Here is a 16,280-nt window from a genome sequence, read left to right on the forward strand (position 1 = left end):
TGCGGTGCATAGCTGCGAGGCGGTGCATCGTGGTCGATGCACCTTGCATGAAGCGGCGGTGCTGCTGCGGGCGCTTAGCCGAGCCGGCAGGTCCCGTCGACGACTGTCACCGAGTGGCCGCCAATCCAGATCTTTTTCGCCGCATCGTCATAGTCGACGCGCACGCGCCCGTCGCGGCCGAGCGCCGTGCCTTGACGCACCGTATAGCGTGTGCCCGGACGCCGGTTCTGCTGTTCGAGCAGCATGGCGATGGCGGCGTTCGCGCTGCCGGTGACGGGGTCTTCGCCCTTGCCGAGCCCGGTCATGAGGCAGCGCACTTCGAAGGTTGCGGGACCATCGGCCTCGTGCGGGCCGTAGGCGGCCACGCCATGTGTACCCACGCTCGCGGCAACGGCTTCGATCGCTTCGGAGTCGACGTCGAGCGCGAGCACCGCTTGCGCCGACGCGAGGCGCACGACGAGCCAGGGCGCGCCGTTGTCGACGCCGCAGGGCGCCGCTGAGAAGTCGATGGCTTCCGAGCGCAGCGCCGTGCGCAATGCGTCGAACTGTGCGGCGGCGAGCGGCGTCACGCGCGCGGGCGGCGCGGCGAAGGCCCATGCGCCGTTCTCCGCGGCGGCCAGATCGATGAGACCCGCGCCGCATTCCTGCACGAGGCGGCCGGGCGTCTTCGGCGCGCGGCCGCTTTCGAGAAACGCGTGCGCCGTGCCGAGCGTCGGATGGCCCGCGAACGGCAGTTCGCCCTTGGTCGTGAAGATGCGCACGCGATAGTCGGCGCGCGCGTCGGCGGGGGCGAGCAGGAAGCTCGTTTCCGAAAGATTGGTCCAGCGCGCGATGGCCTGCATCTCGTCGCCGCTCAAGCCGTCGGCGTCGAACACCACGGCGAGCGGGTTGCCCTTGAAGGGTACCGACGTGAAGACGTCGACCTGTTTGAAGCGGACGCTGGGCTGGGTCATGGCGGGACGATCGTGGAAGGGGAGAGCGGCGCAAGCGGCGCGCCAGGTTGCGCGAACGCACAACAGAAAATGCGGGGCCGCGCGCGGACCTCGATGCCGGTCCGCGCACGTTACCAAAGGTCGCCGATGCGGCTTACTCGACTTCGGCGATCAGCTCGATCTCGACGCATGCGCCAAGCGGAATCTGCGCGACGCCGAAGGCCGAGCGCGCGTGCTTGCCCTTCTCGCCGAACACGTCGGCGATCAGCTCCGAAGCGCCGTTCGTGACGACGTGCTGCTCGGTGAAGGTGAGCGTCGAATTCACGAGGCTCATCAGCTTGACCACGCGCTTGACCTTGTTGAGGTCGCCCGTGTGGGCGTGCAGCGTGGCGAGCAGGTCGATCGCGATCGAGCGCGCGGCGGCCTTGCCTTCTTCGGTCGTGAGCGACTCGCCCAGCTTGCCGGCCCACACCTTGCCGTCCTTCTTGGCAATGTGACCCGACAGATACACCGTGTTGCCGCTCTGGGCGCTCATCACGTAGGCCGCGGCGGGCGCGCCTGCCTGGGGCAGGGTGATGCCGAGCTGTTCGAGACGGTCGTAAATGTTGATGTCAGCCATGATCAGGATTCCTCGTTCGGGTGTTGAGTCGGAAAAGGCCTGGCGTGACGCCAGGCATTCGCCGGGCTTGTGTCAGGCGTGCGCGCGGATCAGGGCCGCGAGCTTCGCGACGCCTTCTTCGATCTTCGCGGGCGGCACCGTGACGAACGACAGGCGCAGCTTGTTGTGTTGCGGCTCGTCGGCGAAGAACGGCGCGCCGGGCACGAAGGCCACGTTCTGCGCGACGGCTTCGGCCAGCAGCTTCATGCTGTCGATGTTCGAGGGCAGCGTCACCCAGATGAACATGCCGCCTTCGGGGCGGTTCCAGCTCACGCCTTCGGGCATGTTGCGCTTGAGCGAGTCGAGCATCGCCTCGCACTGGTCGCGATAGAGCGCGCGCACCTTCGGGATGTGCGTGTCGAGGAAGCCGTCCTTCACCACCTCGTAGACGATGCGCTGCGTGAAGCTCGGCGTGTGCAGATCGGTGGCCTGCTTGGCCTGCACGAGCTTGAAGTGCAGGTCTTCGGGCGCAATGATGTAGCCCACGCGCAGGCCCGGGGCCAGGATCTTCGAGAACGAGCCCAGATGCACGACATGCTCGGGAGCGAGCGAGTGCACCGTCGGCAGCGGCTCGCCCGCGTAGAGCAGCGCGCCGTAGGGGTCGTCTTCGATCACGGGGAAGGGCGAGTGCTTCGCGAATTCCGCGAGCGCCTGGCGGCGCTCGAGCGGCAGGCGGCGGCCCGTGGGGTTCTGGAAGTTCGGGATCGCGTAGAGCAGGCGTGCGCCGGCCGTGAGCTCGGGCGTCAGGCCTTCGGGCACGAGGCCCTTCTCGTCGGTCGGGACCTGGACGTACTTCGGCTCGTAAAGCGAGAACGATTGCAGCGCGCCGAGGTAGGTGGGCGTTTCGACGAGCACCGGGCTATTGGGGCAGACCAGCACCTTGCCGATCAGGTCGAGCGCCTGCTGCGAACCCGTGGTGATGAGCACCTGCGAGGGACGCACTGTCACGCCGCCCACCGAGTGGCGCGCGGCAATCCATTCGCGCAGCGGCATATAGCCTTCGGTCGCGCTGTACTGGAGGGCGCCCGAGGGGTCGTCGCGCAGGATGCGGTCGGCCGCGGCGCGCATTTCCTCGGCCGGGAAGCTGGCCGGCGCGGGCAGGCCGCCCGCGAACGAAATGACTTCGGGACGCTCGGTGACCTTCAGGATTTCGCGAATCGCCGAGCTGGTCAGCTTGATTGCACGCTCGGACAGTTGCCACGCGGGCGCGGCCTTGAGATCGCTCTGGTCCATGGGGTCTCCTTGTTGGGGTGAGGCGAGTGACGGATTCAGTGGCGGCATGGGGCGCGATCGCGTGCCGCCGGATGCCGCCGAAAACCTTGAATTATGACGCGAAACCGGCTCATGCGCGTGCTGGCGCGGGGGCCGTGCGGATCGTCGCGCGGCGGCCCAGCACGACCGTGGCGATCACCGCGGCGGCGTAGAGCCATGCCGAGGGCGCGACCTGCTCGCCGAAAAAGAGCGCCGAGAACGCCATCGTGAAGAAAATCTGCAGCAGCTGCACCTGGCCCACGCGTGCCGTGCCGCCCATGGCGAGCCCCGCGTACCACGCGAAAAAGCCGATGAACTGCGAAAACAGCGTGACGTAGCCGAAGGCGAGCCAGGTCTTGAGTGCGACGGGGCCCGGATGCGCCATGTGATGGGCCCACGCGAGCCCGCCCACCGGCAACACGAGGAACGGCGCCGAGAGCACGAGCGCCCAGCAGATCACCTGCCAGCCGCCGAGCTGGCGCGCAAGGCGCGCGCCTTCGGCGTAGCCGAGCGCACCGATGCCCACCGCGATGAGCATCCACGCGTCGCCCGCGTGCAGCGAGCCGCCGCCCGCCTGGAGCGCGAACGCGACCACGAGCGCGCTGCCGATCAGCGCGCTGGCCCAGAACGCCTTCGAGGGCCGCTCGTGCGAGAGCCACGCGGCGTAGATCGCCACGGCGAGCGGCTGCAGGCCGTTGACGATGGCGCCGTGCGAGGCCGGCACGGTCTTCATCGCGAAGGCGGAAAACACCGGAAACGCGACGATCACGCCAAGCGACACCACAGCGAGGCTCTTGACCTGCGGCCACGTGGGCCATTTCTCGCGGCGGATGGCGAGCAGCAGCGCGGCCGGCACGGCGGCGGCGAGCGCGCGGCCGAGGCCGTTCAGGAGCGGGTGGAATTCGGCGACGACGATGCGCGTCATCGGCAGCGTCAGGCTGAAGATCATGACGCCGACGAGGCCGAGCAGCATGCCTTGGGTTTCGCGTGCTTTCATGCGGGACTTTGCGCTCGACGGATCAGCGTGCCGGCGCGCCGAGCGTGCGCGGACCGGACGGGGTTTCGAACTGCGCGACGAGCGCGGGCGAGAGGGCTTCCTCCACGGCGATCAGGTGCGCCGCGCCGAGCCACTGAAGCTGCTCGCGCGCCGCTTGCGCCGCGCGGTGAAAGCCGGTGAGCGAGGTGAGCGCGATGCCGGTGTCGGCCAGCACCAGCGACGGATGATGCGCCGTGTCCCACTGGATCAGCGAGGGCAGAATGCCGTCGCCCGCGCCTTGCCAGGATGGGAAGGCGCCGTCCTCCGGCACCGTGAGCTGCCACGAGAAGTCGCCGCGCGTCATCGGCACGAGCGCGGGAATGCGCTGGGGATACTGCTCGCGCCAGCGCGCGAGGCTCTTCGGCGGATCGACGCGTGCCACCCAATGCGAGAGGTACGGCCCCTGTTCGAGGCGTGCCTCTACGGCCGGGTCATCGAGCGCGAACAGGCGCGCGCGGGCGTTCGCGTCGCTGCTTGTTCCACTCTTCGCCGCCGGATCGACCGCGATGACCTCCAGATACGCGCCACCCCACAGCCCGAGCAGACGGTTGTGCGTGCGCATGAGCGGGTGAGCGCCGCCGCCCGAGGGCGCGACGCCGAGCGCGTCGCTCACGTACTGCACGCCTTCTTCCAGCGTGCGCGCGGCAACGACGAGATGATCGAGGCGAAGCGGCGAGGCGTTCATGGGCGGGCGATCGGAGCCAGAAGTTTCCAGGGGCCGGAACGAGGAGGGCAGGGGTGCGCGCCTGAACAGTGTGCCGACGCCGCAACCGCATCCTTACCGGTACGCATGCGATCAAATGTACCGGTATGGCTGCAGACAGTAACGGTACAATCGGCCCGATAGTGCTCTGTACAGTTCAAGTTCAGGGAGTCCTCATGTCCTCCGTACCGCTAGACCAGATTCCCGCCCCGCACGACGCGGCTACGCTCACGCTCGTCGACCAGCTCGTGCAGTGGGGCCGCCGCCGCATCGAGGAGCGCGTGTTCCGCCCCGGCATGCGCATGCCGTCCATTCGCAAGCTCGCGCTCGACAAGGGCGTGTCGCGCTTCACCGTGGTCGAGGCGTACGAGCGTCTGGTCGCGCAGGGCTACCTCGACTCGCGGCGCGGCTCCGGCTTTTACGTGCGCGAGCGCCTGGCACTCGTGACGGGCGGCGAACGCCAGCCGGTGGCCGCGGGCGTCCCGGCGCGCGCCGACGCGGTTGCCGCCCCCGCGCCGCCCACCATCGACGTGGTCTGGCTGCTGCGCAACATGCTTCACACGTCCACGCGGCCGGAAAAAGGGCCGGGTCTGGGCTATCTGCCCGCGCGCTGGCTGGACGGCGAGCTGCTGACCGGCGCGATGCGCTCGCTTGGCCGCCAGAGCGGCACGCAGCTGCTCGGCTTCGGCTCGCCGCAAGGCTTCCTGCCGCTGCGCCAGCAGCTCCAGACGCGCATGGCGGAACTCGAGATCGGCGCGACGCCCGAGCAGATCGTGCTCGTGTCGGGCATCACCCAGGCGATCGACCTGCTCGCGCGCATCTACGTGCAGCCCGGCGACACGGTGATCGTGGGCGACCCCGCGTGGTTCCAGATGTTCGGGCGCTTCGCCTCGCAGGGCGCGCGGCTCGTCGGCATGCCGTACACGCCCGAAGGTCCGGACCTCGACGCGCTCGAAGCGCTGGTCGAGACCTGGCGGCCGAAAATGCTCGTCATCAATTCGGTGCTGCAAAATCCCACGGGCACCTCGCTGACCGCCGCACAGGCGTTCCGCATTCTGCGGCTTGCCGAACAGTACGACTTCATCGTCGTCGAAGACGATATCTACGGCGACCTCTGCCCGGCGGGCTACCCGGCCACGCGCCTCGCGAGTCTCGACCAGCTTCGCCGCGTGATCTACCTCGGCAGCTTTTCGAAGACGCTCGCGCCGAACCTGCGCGTGGGTTATATCGCGAGTGCGCTCGACGTGACCCAGGCGGTGGCGGACCAGAAAATGCTCGTCGGCATGACGAGTCCGGAGCTCAACGAGCGCGTGCTCTACCGCGTGCTCACGGAGGGCCACTACCGGCGTCACGTGGAGCGCCTGCGCGGCCGGCTCGATGGCGTGCGCGACAAGGCCGCGCGCATGCTCGAGCGCGCCGGCTTGCGCCTCTTCGCGGCGCCGGGCGCCGGCATGTTCCTGTGGGCCGACACCGGCGTCGACGCGGACGCGCTCACCGCGGCGGGCCACGAAGCGGGCTTTCTGCTCACGCCGGGGAGCCTGTTCTCGCCGCACCAGTCGCCCACCACGTGGATGCGCTTCAACATCGCCAACTGCGGCGACCCGGCGCTGCCCGCGTTCCTCGCCGACTACCTCGAGGGCGCGGCGCGGCGCGGCGGCGGCGCGCAAACGTGAATTCGCGGTCGGCGGCTCTTGAAACCGGCGCCGTCTGTCCCCAACTGGGCGGGCGGCGCGCCGCGATGCGAATTGCCTCGAACTCGCGGCCACAAATTTGTCAGACTAGAACTGCAACGAAAGAGGACTCTCGACCATGGCACAAGAAACCATGAGCTTCCAGGCAGAAGTGAAACAACTTCTGCACCTCATGATCCATTCGCTGTACAGCAACAAGGAAATCTTCCTGCGCGAGCTGATCTCGAACGCATCGGACGCGGCGGACAAGCTGCGCTTCGAGGCGATCGCCAACAGCGCGCTCTATGAGAACGATCCGAACCTGCGCATCCGCGTGGGCTTCGACAAGGAAGCGCGCACCATCACGATCGACGACAACGGCATCGGCATGAGCCACGACGAAGCCGTGTCGCACCTCGGTACGATCGCGCGCTCGGGCACGAAGGAATTCTTCGGCAGGCTCTCGGGCGACCAGCAGAAGGACGCGGCGCTGATCGGCCAGTTCGGCGTGGGCTTCTATTCGGGCTTCATCGTCGCGGACAAGATCACCGTGGAAAGCCGCCGCGCGGGCCTGACGGCCGCCGAAGGCGTGCGCTGGACGAGCGCGGGCGAGGGCGAGTTCGCCGTCGAGACGATCGAGCGCGCGCAGCGCGGCACGACGATCACGCTGCATCTGCGCGAAGGCGAGGACGAACTGCTTTCCGCCTGGAAGATCAAGTCGATCATCCAGAAGTATTCGGATCACGTCGGCCTGCCCATCGAGATGAAGAAGGAAGAATGGGACGCCGAAAAGAGCGAGATGGTCACGAAGGACGAGTACGAGACCATCAACCAGGCGAGCGCGCTGTGGACGCGTTCGAAGAGCGAGATCAGCGACGAGCAGTATCAGCAGTTCTATCAGCACCTCGCGCACGACCATCAGAATCCGCTCGCGTGGACGCATAACCGCGTGGAAGGCCGCAGCGAATATACGCAACTCCTTTACGTGCCGTCGCATGCGCCGTTCGACCTGTGGAATCGCGATCACAAGAGCGGTCTGAAGCTCTACGTGAAGCGCGTGTTCATCATGGACGACGCCGAGCAGTTGCTGCCGAACTATCTGCGCTTCGTGAAGGGCGTGGTCGATTCGAGCGATCTGCCGCTCAACGTCTCGCGCGAAATCCTTCAGGAAAGCCGCGACGTCAAGGCGATTCGCGACGGCGTGACCAAGCGCGTGCTGTCGATGCTCGAAGAGATGGCCAACGCTGTGACGGACGCCGAAGCAAGCGAAGAGGACAAGGCGAAGTACGCCACGTTCTGGGCCGAGTTCGGCCAGGTGCTCAAGGAAGGCATCGGCGAGGATCACGCCAACCGCGAGCGCGTGGCGAAGCTGGCGCGCTTCGCGTCCACGCACAACGACACGAACGAGCAGACCGTCACGCTCGCCGACTACGTTGCACGCATGAAGCCCGAGCAGACGAAGATCTACTACGTCACCGCCGACACGTGGCAAGGCGCGACCCACAGCCCGCACCTCGAAGTGTTCCGCAAGAAGGGCGTGGAAGTGCTGCTCCTCACGGACCGCGTGGACGAGTGGATGCTGTCGTTCCTCAACGAGTTCGACGGCAAGCCGCTCGCGAGCGTGGCGCGCGGCGACCTCGACCTGGGCGCGCTCAACGACGAGGAAAAGCAGCAGCAGGAGAAGGTGAGCGAAGAACTCAAGCCGCTCGTCGAGCACATGAAGGAAGCGCTCAAGGACAAGGCCAAGGACGTGCGCCTCACGTTCCGCCTGACCGATTCGCCCTCGTGCCTCGTGGCCGACGAAGGCGACATGAGCGGTTACCTGCAGCGCATGCTGAAGGCGGCGGGACAACAGGCGCCGCAGATGCAGCCGATCCTCGAAGTGAACCCGGAGCATCCGCTCGTGAAGGCGCTGCGCACCGATAGCGCGGACTTCGGCGACTGGTGCAATCTCCTGTTCGATCAGGCGTTGCTGGCGGAAGGCGGCGCGCTGGAAGATCCGGCCAGCTTCGTCAAGCGTACGAACGCATTGCTGATTGCCCGCGCCGGTTAACGCGCGCGGTTTTGCATGAGCGAAACCCCTTGCGGCTAAGCGCTGCAAGGGGTTTTTCTTTTGCGCGCCGCGCTCGCAGCGAACTGAAATCCTCGCAGCCTATAATGCGCGCCATGCCTCTTCGATTCGATGCCGCTAACGCGCACTGGCGCGTTACGCCCTTGCCCGCCTTGAGCGCCGACCAGAAGGACTGGCTCACGCGCGGCGGTTCGCTCACGGCGCATTTGCGCACGCTCGGCCGCGTCGTGGTGCGGGTCACGCGCGAAACCGTCGACCTGCCCTGGCCCGATGAGTGCGCCGCACTTGGACTCGCGCTGCGCGAGCGCGCGTGGGTGCGCGAGATCGTGCTCGAAGTCGATGGCGTGCCGTTCGTCGCCGCGCACAGCGTGACGCCGCTCGCCGCGAGTCAAGGCGTGTGGCAGGCCATGCGCCGCTTGCGCACGCGGCCGCTCGCGGAGCTGCTCTATAGCGACAGTGGTGTGGCGCGCTCCGCGCTCGTGAGCCGGCGCGTGAGCGCGCGGCATCCGCTCTACCCACTCGCGGCGCGCGAGCTCATGCTCGAGCCGAAGCACACGCCGCATGCGTTCGTCGCGCGCCGCTCGGTATTCGAGCGCGCAGGCGCGCCGCTGCTCGTGACCGAATGCATGCTGCCCGCGCTGTGGTCGCGCCTTGCAAGCGGGCCTTTGGCGCAAGAAACCGGCGTGCATCTCGGACGCGAACGCGGCCCGCTCGATCACACCGCCTCGCGCGCGCATCACGCGCCGCGTTGAACGTGCCGCATCCGTTGCCATGACTTTCAAGCGCTGCTTCGATCCCGTCGTCGATGCGCATACGCGTGTGCTCATTCTCGGCAGCTTGCCGGGCGAGGCGTCGCTCGCGCATCAGCAGTATTACGCGCATAAGCAGAACAAGTTCTGGCATTTGATCGGCGATGTGATTGGCGAAGCGCTGCCGGGCATGAACTACGAAGCGCGACTGCAAGCGCTGCTCGAGCATCGCGTGGGGCTGTGGGACGTCATTGCGCAAGCGAAACGCGAAGGCAGTCTCGATAGCCGCATTCGCGACCACGCGGCGAACGATCTCGTGGCACTGATCGCCACGTTGCCCAATCTGGCGTGTATTGCGTTCAACGGCGGGACGGCTGCGAAGATCGGCACGCAGGCGCTGGCGGTGAGCCGCGTATCGCTCGATCTCGTCAAGCTACCGTCGAGCAGCCCGGCGTATGCGGCCGTGCCTTATGCGGGAAAGTTGCGCGAGTGGGAGAAGCTGCGCAAGTGGGTTGCGCCGTGACCGCTGCGCCTGTCAATACACGGCAAAAGTGCGCGGCCGGATAGTCGCTCCAGCCGCGCCGTCGAAGCGTTACTTCTGCAATTCGGGCGCCGTCGCGAGCGCAGACTGCAACCTGGTCACCGCATCGGCCGTTGCAAGCTGGCCAGCCAGGCTGAAGTTGCGCTTGAACTCACTAAACTCCGCGTGGCCGGTTCCCGTCACGTCCGTTGTGGTCACGGTCTGGCCGCTCGGGTCCGTGACGGTGCAGGCAAGCGTGACCGAGAAATCCGTGGGCGGCCAGGTGAGAAGGCTAGGGGACGACGACGTCGTCTTGATCGTCGGCGTGATCACGTAGTCGAGATGCTTGGCCTGAATCGTTGCCGCATCCGGTGCGCTTTTGAGCTTGGTCACGTTCTTGAACACGTGACCGAGTCCAACGTACATCGGCAGTTCGAGGTCGTGGTACGGGTGATAGCTCACCTTGTCGCCGCCGCCGCCGGGCGTGATCACTTCCTTCGACAACTCGTCGTCCGTAATCACGAGACCCACGGACTTGTCGAGCGGTTGCGTCGAGAGCGTCGGAATCTTGCTTGCGTCGCCGGTCAGCGAAATTTCGTGCGCACAGCCTGAAAGTGCGGCGACCACGCTTGCCGCTGCGATCATTCGAATCATTGTCATGGTGTTCGTTCCCCGGTGTAGGCTGGTTGAGTTATTGGATTGCCTGAATGAAGGCAGGGTCGGCGTAGAGTTCGCCGAGCAACTTCTGCACGGCGAGCGGATATTCTTCGCGCGCCTTCGGTACTGCGATCATGGCCGCGAACGCCGAATCCCATTGCGTGTGCGCGGATTTCACCTGGTCATAACGCACGCTGCCCGATCGCATCACGATGAAGCGTGCCGACAGTCGTGCAGCGCCGGTTGCAACGCCGACGTCGATGTCGTTTTCCAGTAGCGTCGCCTTGATCTCGACATCGCTTTCCGGAGAAAGCTTGCCGGCCATCTGCAATTCCTTCGTCATTGCATCGGCAAGATAGGCGCCGAATGAATTGCCGACCGGCGACTTCAAGCTATTTGCACGCAAGGGAACCGGATACGGATTTTTTGCGTCTGCCTGGGAATCGAATGCGCCGACTTTCGCGTGCGCAGCGGTCACGTTCTTGAGCGACTGGATATTGTCGACGTCGGGAGAGTACGGCGGAGCGACCACAGCACATGCGGTCAGAAACAGGAGCGGCGCGATCACGCCGATGGTTCGCACGGTGTTGAACATATTTGTTTTACCTTGTGATTGCGGAACTCTGCTGCCTCGGAGACTTTCGGTCTTGTGCGCCGGATCAGTTTTGGTCTCCTGGAGGAATATCGGCGCTGAATTGCGAATCTTGAGTCTGCGAGACTGCGCACCGATGCGCCTACGAGTGCTGGTGCACACAAACCTAAGCGCGCTGCAAACTCGCCGCGCTAGCATGGTTCCGCAGCACGCTGCGGCGCGCGCTGATCCCGTCGGGACACGGGACCATAACGAACAAGAAACGTCTGCCCCTGATCATTTTGCCCATGACGCACATGCCAGGCGCCTGCCCAGGCGACAGTCACTGACTCGCGCAGCGCGTGGGCCAGGCGCTCGAAGTGCCTGCCAAATCCGGCTCGAAGCGCCGCGAATGCTATGCTCTCGGTCGCCTGAGCAAATGCACCTGCATTTGCGTCCTCACAGCAAGCGATTTTCTACATGACGACTCTCATCAAGCGCGCCTCCGCCGAGGCCCGCGCATTCAAGCAAACCGCCAACGCGACGCAATCGGGCGAGACCGCGAGCAAGACCGCAAAGGTCACGAAGCGCCCGCGCCGCGCCGCGGCCGCTGCCGACGCCGACGAACTCGACAACGCCCCGGTCATCGAAGCGCCGCGCAAGCCGCGTTTCGCGCCGGTCACGTTCTCGGAAGAGAACGGTGTGCGCTATCTGCACTTCGGCACGGAGTGGGTGCAGGGCGCGATGCGTCTGGCAAAGCCGCTGCACATCGAACTGGAATACGCGCAGCAGATGATGGCCTGGCTGCTGTTCCTCGCCACGCCCGAGCGCATCGTGCAACTGGGTCTGGGCGCCGCCGCGCTCACCAAGTTCGCGCACCGCTATCTGCGTCCCGCGAAGGTCGAGGCGATCGAGCTGAATCCGGCGGTCGTGGTGGCCGCGCGCACGATGTTCGACCTGCCGTACGACGACGCGCGCCTCACCGTGCGCGAACTCGACGCGTGGGACTTCGTGCAGGATCGCGCCAATCACGGCACTATCGGCGCGCTGCAGATCGACGTGTACGACGCGACCGCGCGCGGCCCGGTGCTCGACAGCGTGGCGTTCTACCGCGCCGTGCGCGCCTGCCTGACCGATGCCGGCGTCGCGACCATCAACCTGTTCGGCGACCACCCGAGCTTCGTGCGCAACATGAAGCGCCTGAACGAAGCCTTCGAAGGCCGCGTGATCGCGCTGCCCGAAGTGCACGAAGGCAATCGCGTCGCGCTCGCGTTCTCGGGCCCGGCGCTCGAGGTCTCCTTCGATGCGCTCGAAAAGCGCGCGCGCCTGCTCGAAAGCAAGCTCGGCCTGCCGGCGCACCAGTGGGTCAAGGCGCTGCGCGAATCGAGCGGCCAGCACGGCGCAACGTTCTCGATCTGATCCGCGCGAACGGCAGCAATGCCGTTGCGGCACGGAAAACCGGCTTCAGGGGCATCCCTGGGCCGGTTTTTTTTCGCCTGCTCGCCTGCATAGCGCATTTCCGGGCAATTATCACGACGCGGCGCAAGCCGTTGGCTCTTGACAACGTCCTCGGAATTGGGGTCCGCCCTGCTTGACCGTGCGGCGTGGCCTCGATACTCTTTTCAGCGCTTTCGGGGACCTTGCGGATTATCCGTCCGTGAGGCCATCGGCCGCCTCACGCCGGGCGGCGGACCGCAGACAAAGCAAGGCCGCATAACTACATAAGCAACGAGGAGACGTCATGGCTCACGACGCCGACGCCGGAAAACCAAGCAAGCATTGGCTGTGGCTTTTGCTGCTGCCCTGGATCGCGATGATCTGGGTGCCGTCGTACAACAAGATCGAGCCCACTTTGTGGGACTTCCCGTTTTTCTACTGGTATCAGCTTCTCTGGGTGCTGATCAGCGCTGCCATTACCGCGCTCGTCTACTTCAAGACGAAGACCCGCAACAAGGGCGATGAAGGGGGCGCGCAATGAACGTCACAGCAACCGCAGTCTTTATTCTGTTCTTCCTCGGCGTCACGGTGCTCGGCTTCTTTGCCGCACGCTGGCGCAAGGGCGATCTCGCGCATCTCGAAGAGTGGGGCCTCGGCGGCCGCCGCTTCGGCACGATCGTCACCTGGTTCCTGCTCGGCGGGGATCTCTACACCGCGTACACCTTCGTCGCTGTGCCGGCGCTCGTGTTCGGTGCGGGCGCAACGGGTTTCTTCGCGCTGCCGTACACGATCCTGATCTATCCGTTCGCGTTCGTCGTGTTCCCGAAGCTCTGGGCCGTCGCTAAACGCCATCAGTACGTGACCTCGGCCGACTTCGTGAGCGCGCGCTACGGCAGCCGCATGCTCGGGCTAGCCATCGCCGTGACGGGCATCGTCGCGACCATGCCGTATATCGCGCTGCAGCTGGTGGGTATCGAAGTGGTGATCGGCGCACTCGGCTTCGACACGACGGGCTTCGTCGGCGACCTGCCGCTCATCATCGCGTTCGCGATTCTCGCCGCCTACACGTACACGTCGGGCCTGCGCGCGCCGGCCATGATCGCCGTGGTGAAGGACATCCTCATCTACATCACGATCATCGTCGCGATCATCGTGATTCCCGCGCAGATGGGCGGCTTCGGCCACATCTTCGGCGCGGTGCCGCCGGCCAAGCTGCTGCTCAAGTCGCCGGACGCCACGAGTCTGAACGGCTATAGCGCCTACGCGACACTCGCGGTAGGGTCGGCGCTCGCGCTGTTCCTGTATCCGCACTCGGTCACGGCAATTCTGTCGTCGTCGTCGGGCAACACCATCCGCCGCAACATGGCGATGCTGCCGGCGTACTCGCTGGTGCTCGGTCTGCTCGCACTGCTCGGCTACATGGCGCTCGCCGCGGGCGTGAAGGACATGCCGGAGTTCGCGCCGTACTTCAAGGCCTTCGGTCCGAACTTCGCGGTGCCGGCGCTGTTCCTGCACTTCTTCCCGTCGTGGTTCGTGGGCGTGGCGTTCGCAGCCATCGGTATCGGCGCGCTGGTGCCCGCCGCGATCATGTCGATTGCGGCGGCCAACCTCTACACGCGCAACATCCACAAGGAGTTCATCAACCGCAACATGAATCACGAGCAGGAGACCAACATCGCCAAGCTGGTCTCGCTGATCGTGAAGGTCGGTGCGGTGGCGTTCATCCTGGGCCTGCCGCTCACGTACGCGATCCAGCTGCAGCTGCTCGGCGGTATCTGGATCATCCAGACGCTGCCCGCCATCGTGCTCGGTCTCTACACGCGCATGCTCGACTACCGCGGTTTGCTGATCGGGTGGGCGGCCGGCATTGCCACGGGCACGTGGATGGCGATCTCGCTGCAGTTGAAGGGCTCGATCTTCACGATCCACCTGTTCGGCATGGCGATTCCGGGCTACGCCGCGGTGTGGTCGCTGATCGTGAACCTCGTGGTCGCGATCGTCGTGTCGGCGCTCGTGCACGTGGTCGGCATGCAAAAGGGCGCGGATCGCACGCGGCCGGAAGACTATCTCGACGTCGTCGAGGGCTGATCCGCTCATGCCCGGCGCATGCCGCCGGGCCAGTGTCGTACCCGATGCCCGCAACACACAGTTGCGGGCATTTGTTTTTCTGGTGCACGATGATCGCTGATCCGGCTCACGTCCAGCCCGTGCCATGGCCTCGTCCCAAACCGAATCCCGTTCCCGATCCGGGCGCAGCGGCGCGCAACGCCTGCGAGCGCCGCGCCGCCGCTCGCGTCTCGCGCGCATGTGGCGCGCGTTGGCCTCGCCGTACTATCGCTACCGCAACGCCAAGGTGATCCACAGCGTGCGCGTGGGTCTCGCCATGCTCGCCTCGATTCTTGCGACGTCGGGCATCCATATTCCGCACGGCATCTGGGCGTCGGTCACGCTGCTCGTCGTGATCGGCGGGCTGCAGCACCAGGGCAACATCCGCAAGAAGGCCGCCGAACGCGCGCTCGGCACGCTGCTCGGCGCCGTGATCGGGCTCGTGCTCATCGTCGTGCAGGCCGTTACCGGTTCCGTGTGGCTCACCTACGTGCTGATGTCGCTCGTCGCCGCCGTGTGCGGCTACTACGCCATCGGCAAGCCGGGCTATGTCGCGCTGCTGGCCGCCATCACCATGTGCATCGTCGCGGGGCACGGCGACAACCTCATCGATACGGGCCTCTGGCGCACGCTCAACGTGATTCTCGGCATCGTCATCGCGCTCGTGTTTTCGTTTGCGTTGCCGCTGCACGCGACGTATTCGTGGCGCTACAGCCTCGCCGACAATCTGCGCGAATGCGCGCGCGTTTACGCGCGGGTGGCGGGCGGCGTGCACGTCGACACCGACGAGCAGGTGCAGACCTTCATGCGCCTGAACGCGCGGCTCGTGCAACTGCGCGCGCTGATGCCCTCGGTCGCCAAGGAGATCGACGTGCCGCTCGCGCGGCTCGAACAGGTGCAGCGTCTGCATCGCTCGCTGCTGAGCGCGCTGGAGATGCTCTGTACGGGCACGGGCAGCTACGAGCAGGCGCTCGTGCGCGTGGCGTTCGCCGAGCGCAGCGAGACCGTGCGCCGGGCGCTGCTCGCCACGGCGCGGGCGCTGCGCTTTGGCGGCGGGCGTCACCCCGAGGCGGCGCAGCAGGCGCTGCGCACGGTGGCGGCGCGGGGAGAGGGCAGTGGCGAGGGCGACCGGGCGGGCGAGCCCGTCAACGAAAGCATGCAGGGCGAGCCGCAGGGCTGCCCCGAGCCGCGGATGCAGGGACCCTACTGGCTCAGCCTGCGTGTGGAGGAGCAGGTGGAGCGCCTGCGCGCGCTCCTGCTCGAGACCGAGCCGCGCTGGAACATCGAGCGCGCCGCGACACACCGCATGGTGTGACGCCGGGCGCGCTCCTCCAGGCGTGGCAGCGATGGATCAGGCGGGCTGGTCGTGCGGCGCCGAGACCATCCACGGCACGCCGAACTTGTCGGTCAGCATGCCGAAGCCGGGCGACCAGAAGGTCTTCTGGAACGGCATCGTGACCGTACCGCCTTTGGACAGCGCGTCGAAGTAGCGTTCGGCCGTGGCGATGTCGGACCCGGTCAGCGAGACGCCGAAGCCGAGGAACTTGTCGTTCTGCGTCATGCAGCCGCCGTCGGACACCATGATTTGCGCGTCGCCGATCTGGAGCGTCGCGTGCATGATCTTTTCGGCGAATTCGGGCGGCATGGGGCGCGCGGGGTCCGGCGGCGCTTCCTTGAAGCGCATCTTGATCACTTCTTTTGCGCCGAGCGCTTCGCCATAGAACGCGATCGCTTCGTCGCAGTTGCCGGGGTAAAAGAGATAGGGCTGGATTTGCATCGTCGGTTTCCTTGCGGACGGGACGTTGGCCGGCCTTTATCATGCGATTCCGTGCGAGGGTGTGCACGGGGCCGGATCGTGCGGCGGGTTGCGCCGCTGCCCTGATTCTAGGCGCGCACGATGACGTGACCGAGCGGTGTGT

16 protein-coding genes are annotated in these 16,280 nt (G+C 66.2%); 8 read left to right on the forward strand and 8 right to left on the reverse strand.

The features are described 5' to 3' along the window. Nucleotides 1-74: 74 nt before the first annotated feature. The 5 genes from AB4Y42_RS27940 to AB4Y42_RS27960 all read right to left on the reverse strand — a co-directional run bounded on the left by AB4Y42_RS27940 (nt 75) and on the right by AB4Y42_RS27960 (nt 4,562). A complete protein-coding gene (locus AB4Y42_RS27940; RefSeq protein WP_368695957.1) occupies nt 75-953 on the reverse strand; it encodes a PhzF family phenazine biosynthesis protein in 879 nt (292 codons plus the stop codon). Between the two features lie 133 nt (nt 954-1,086). Next, the gene (locus AB4Y42_RS27945; protein ID WP_069265377.1) at nt 1,087-1,551 is read right to left on the reverse strand and encodes a RidA family protein; all 465 of its coding nucleotides are present in this window, start codon (nt 1,549-1,551) and stop codon (nt 1,087-1,089) included. Nucleotides 1,552-1,623: 72 nt separating this feature from the next. Next, nucleotides 1,624-2,823 (reverse strand): PLP-dependent aminotransferase family protein, encoded by a 1,200-nt coding sequence (locus AB4Y42_RS27950; protein ID WP_069265376.1) that lies wholly within the window; start codon nt 2,821-2,823, stop codon nt 1,624-1,626. Between the two features lie 109 nt (nt 2,824-2,932). Then, nucleotides 2,933-3,838, reverse strand: coding sequence for a DMT family transporter (locus AB4Y42_RS27955; RefSeq protein ID WP_368695958.1), 906 nt, complete (start codon nt 3,836-3,838; stop codon nt 2,933-2,935). Between the two features lie 22 nt (nt 3,839-3,860). After that, nucleotides 3,861-4,562, reverse strand: coding sequence for a VOC family protein (locus AB4Y42_RS27960; RefSeq protein ID WP_368695959.1), 702 nt, complete (start codon nt 4,560-4,562; stop codon nt 3,861-3,863). A gap of 194 nt (nt 4,563-4,756) precedes the next feature. Between AB4Y42_RS27960 and AB4Y42_RS27965 the strand changes: the two genes are divergently transcribed. The 4 genes from AB4Y42_RS27965 (at nt 4,757) to AB4Y42_RS27980 (ending at nt 9,593) form a co-directional block, all read left to right on the forward strand. After that, nucleotides 4,757-6,253 carry a PLP-dependent aminotransferase family protein gene (locus AB4Y42_RS27965; protein ID WP_368695960.1) on the forward strand — a complete coding sequence of 499 codons (1,497 nt, stop codon included), beginning with the start codon at nt 4,757-4,759 and terminating at the stop codon, nt 6,251-6,253. A gap of 136 nt (nt 6,254-6,389) precedes the next feature. Continuing rightward, nucleotides 6,390-8,303, forward strand: coding sequence for a molecular chaperone HtpG (gene htpG / locus AB4Y42_RS27970; protein WP_368695961.1), 1,914 nt, complete (start codon nt 6,390-6,392; stop codon nt 8,301-8,303). A 113-nt stretch (nt 8,304-8,416) separates the two neighbouring features. After that, nucleotides 8,417-9,073: a chorismate lyase gene (locus tag AB4Y42_RS27975; protein WP_368695962.1), complete on the forward strand. Its 657-nt coding sequence runs from the start codon at nt 8,417-8,419 to the stop codon at nt 9,071-9,073. A 19-nt stretch (nt 9,074-9,092) separates the two neighbouring features. Beyond that, nucleotides 9,093-9,593: a DNA-deoxyinosine glycosylase gene (locus AB4Y42_RS27980; protein ID WP_368695963.1), complete on the forward strand. Its 501-nt coding sequence runs from the start codon at nt 9,093-9,095 to the stop codon at nt 9,591-9,593. Nucleotides 9,594-9,662: 69 nt separating this feature from the next. Here the strand turns inward: AB4Y42_RS27980 and AB4Y42_RS27985 are convergent, their stop codons facing one another. Both AB4Y42_RS27985 and AB4Y42_RS27990 read right to left on the reverse strand, forming a co-directional pair. Next, entirely contained in the window at nt 9,663-10,250 is a 588-nt protein-coding gene (locus AB4Y42_RS27985; protein ID WP_069265370.1) for a hypothetical protein, read from the reverse strand. A 31-nt stretch (nt 10,251-10,281) separates the two neighbouring features. Beyond that, nucleotides 10,282-10,815 carry a hypothetical protein gene (locus AB4Y42_RS27990; RefSeq protein WP_368690892.1) on the reverse strand — a complete coding sequence of 178 codons (534 nt, stop codon included), beginning with the start codon at nt 10,813-10,815 and terminating at the stop codon, nt 10,282-10,284. 483 nt (nt 10,816-11,298) lie between these two features. On the opposite strand from AB4Y42_RS27990, the gene AB4Y42_RS27995 reads away from it, so the two are divergent. The 4 genes from AB4Y42_RS27995 (at nt 11,299) to AB4Y42_RS28010 (ending at nt 15,676) form a co-directional block, all read left to right on the forward strand. After that, the gene (locus tag AB4Y42_RS27995) at nt 11,299-12,237 is read left to right on the forward strand and encodes a spermidine synthase (RefSeq protein WP_368690891.1); all 939 of its coding nucleotides are present in this window, start codon (nt 11,299-11,301) and stop codon (nt 12,235-12,237) included. Nucleotides 12,238-12,559: 322 nt separating this feature from the next. Beyond that, on the forward strand, nt 12,560-12,796 hold the full coding sequence (locus AB4Y42_RS28000; RefSeq protein WP_133181977.1) for a DUF3311 domain-containing protein: 237 nt from the start codon (nt 12,560-12,562) through the stop codon (nt 12,794-12,796). Beyond that, a complete protein-coding gene (gene mctP, locus AB4Y42_RS28005) occupies nt 12,793-14,343 on the forward strand; it encodes a monocarboxylate uptake permease MctP (protein WP_368690890.1) in 1,551 nt (516 codons plus the stop codon). The genes AB4Y42_RS28000 and mctP overlap by 4 nt, the downstream gene beginning before the upstream one ends. Nucleotides 14,344-14,560: 217 nt before the next feature. After that, on the forward strand, nt 14,561-15,676 hold the full coding sequence (locus tag AB4Y42_RS28010; RefSeq protein WP_368696001.1) for an FUSC family protein: 1,116 nt from the start codon (nt 14,561-14,563) through the stop codon (nt 15,674-15,676). A 36-nt stretch (nt 15,677-15,712) separates the two neighbouring features. On the opposite strand, the gene AB4Y42_RS28015 is transcribed toward AB4Y42_RS28010, so the two are convergent. Beyond that, the gene (locus tag AB4Y42_RS28015; protein WP_368695964.1) at nt 15,713-16,138 is read right to left on the reverse strand and encodes a VOC family protein; all 426 of its coding nucleotides are present in this window, start codon (nt 16,136-16,138) and stop codon (nt 15,713-15,715) included. Nucleotides 16,139-16,280 lie beyond the last annotated feature (142 nt).

The sequence above is a fragment of the Paraburkholderia sp. EG286B genome, assembly GCF_040965655.1.
Taxonomy (GTDB): Bacteria; Pseudomonadota; Gammaproteobacteria; order Burkholderiales; family Burkholderiaceae; genus Paraburkholderia.

Coding starts and splice junctions, on each gene's coding strand:
- AB4Y42_RS27945 (WP_069265377.1), bottom strand. CDS start 1,551: ATGGCTGACATCAACATTTACGACCGTCTCGAACAGCTCGGCATCACC.
- AB4Y42_RS27940 (WP_368695957.1), bottom strand. CDS start 953: ATGACCCAGCCCAGCGTCCGCTTCAAACAGGTCGACGTCTTCACGTCG.
- AB4Y42_RS28000 (WP_133181977.1), top strand. CDS start 12,560: ATGGCTCACGACGCCGACGCCGGAAAACCAAGCAAGCATTGGCTGTGG.
- mctP (WP_368690890.1), top strand. CDS start 12,793: ATGAACGTCACAGCAACCGCAGTCTTTATTCTGTTCTTCCTCGGCGTC.
- AB4Y42_RS27950 (WP_069265376.1), bottom strand. CDS start 2,823: ATGGACCAGAGCGATCTCAAGGCCGCGCCCGCGTGGCAACTGTCCGAG.
- AB4Y42_RS27960 (WP_368695959.1), bottom strand. CDS start 4,562: ATGAACGCCTCGCCGCTTCGCCTCGATCATCTCGTCGTTGCCGCGCGC.
- htpG (WP_368695961.1), top strand. CDS start 6,390: ATGGCACAAGAAACCATGAGCTTCCAGGCAGAAGTGAAACAACTTCTG.
- AB4Y42_RS27965 (WP_368695960.1), top strand. CDS start 4,757: ATGTCCTCCGTACCGCTAGACCAGATTCCCGCCCCGCACGACGCGGCT.
- AB4Y42_RS28015 (WP_368695964.1), bottom strand. CDS start 16,138: ATGCAAATCCAGCCCTATCTCTTTTACCCCGGCAACTGCGACGAAGCG.
- AB4Y42_RS28010 (WP_368696001.1), top strand. CDS start 14,561: ATGTGGCGCGCGTTGGCCTCGCCGTACTATCGCTACCGCAACGCCAAG.
- AB4Y42_RS27995 (WP_368690891.1), top strand. CDS start 11,299: ATGACGACTCTCATCAAGCGCGCCTCCGCCGAGGCCCGCGCATTCAAG.
- AB4Y42_RS27955 (WP_368695958.1), bottom strand. CDS start 3,838: ATGAAAGCACGCGAAACCCAAGGCATGCTGCTCGGCCTCGTCGGCGTC.
- AB4Y42_RS27985 (WP_069265370.1), bottom strand. CDS start 10,250: ATGACAATGATTCGAATGATCGCAGCGGCAAGCGTGGTCGCCGCACTT.
- AB4Y42_RS27980 (WP_368695963.1), top strand. CDS start 9,093: ATGACTTTCAAGCGCTGCTTCGATCCCGTCGTCGATGCGCATACGCGT.
- AB4Y42_RS27975 (WP_368695962.1), top strand. CDS start 8,417: ATGCCTCTTCGATTCGATGCCGCTAACGCGCACTGGCGCGTTACGCCC.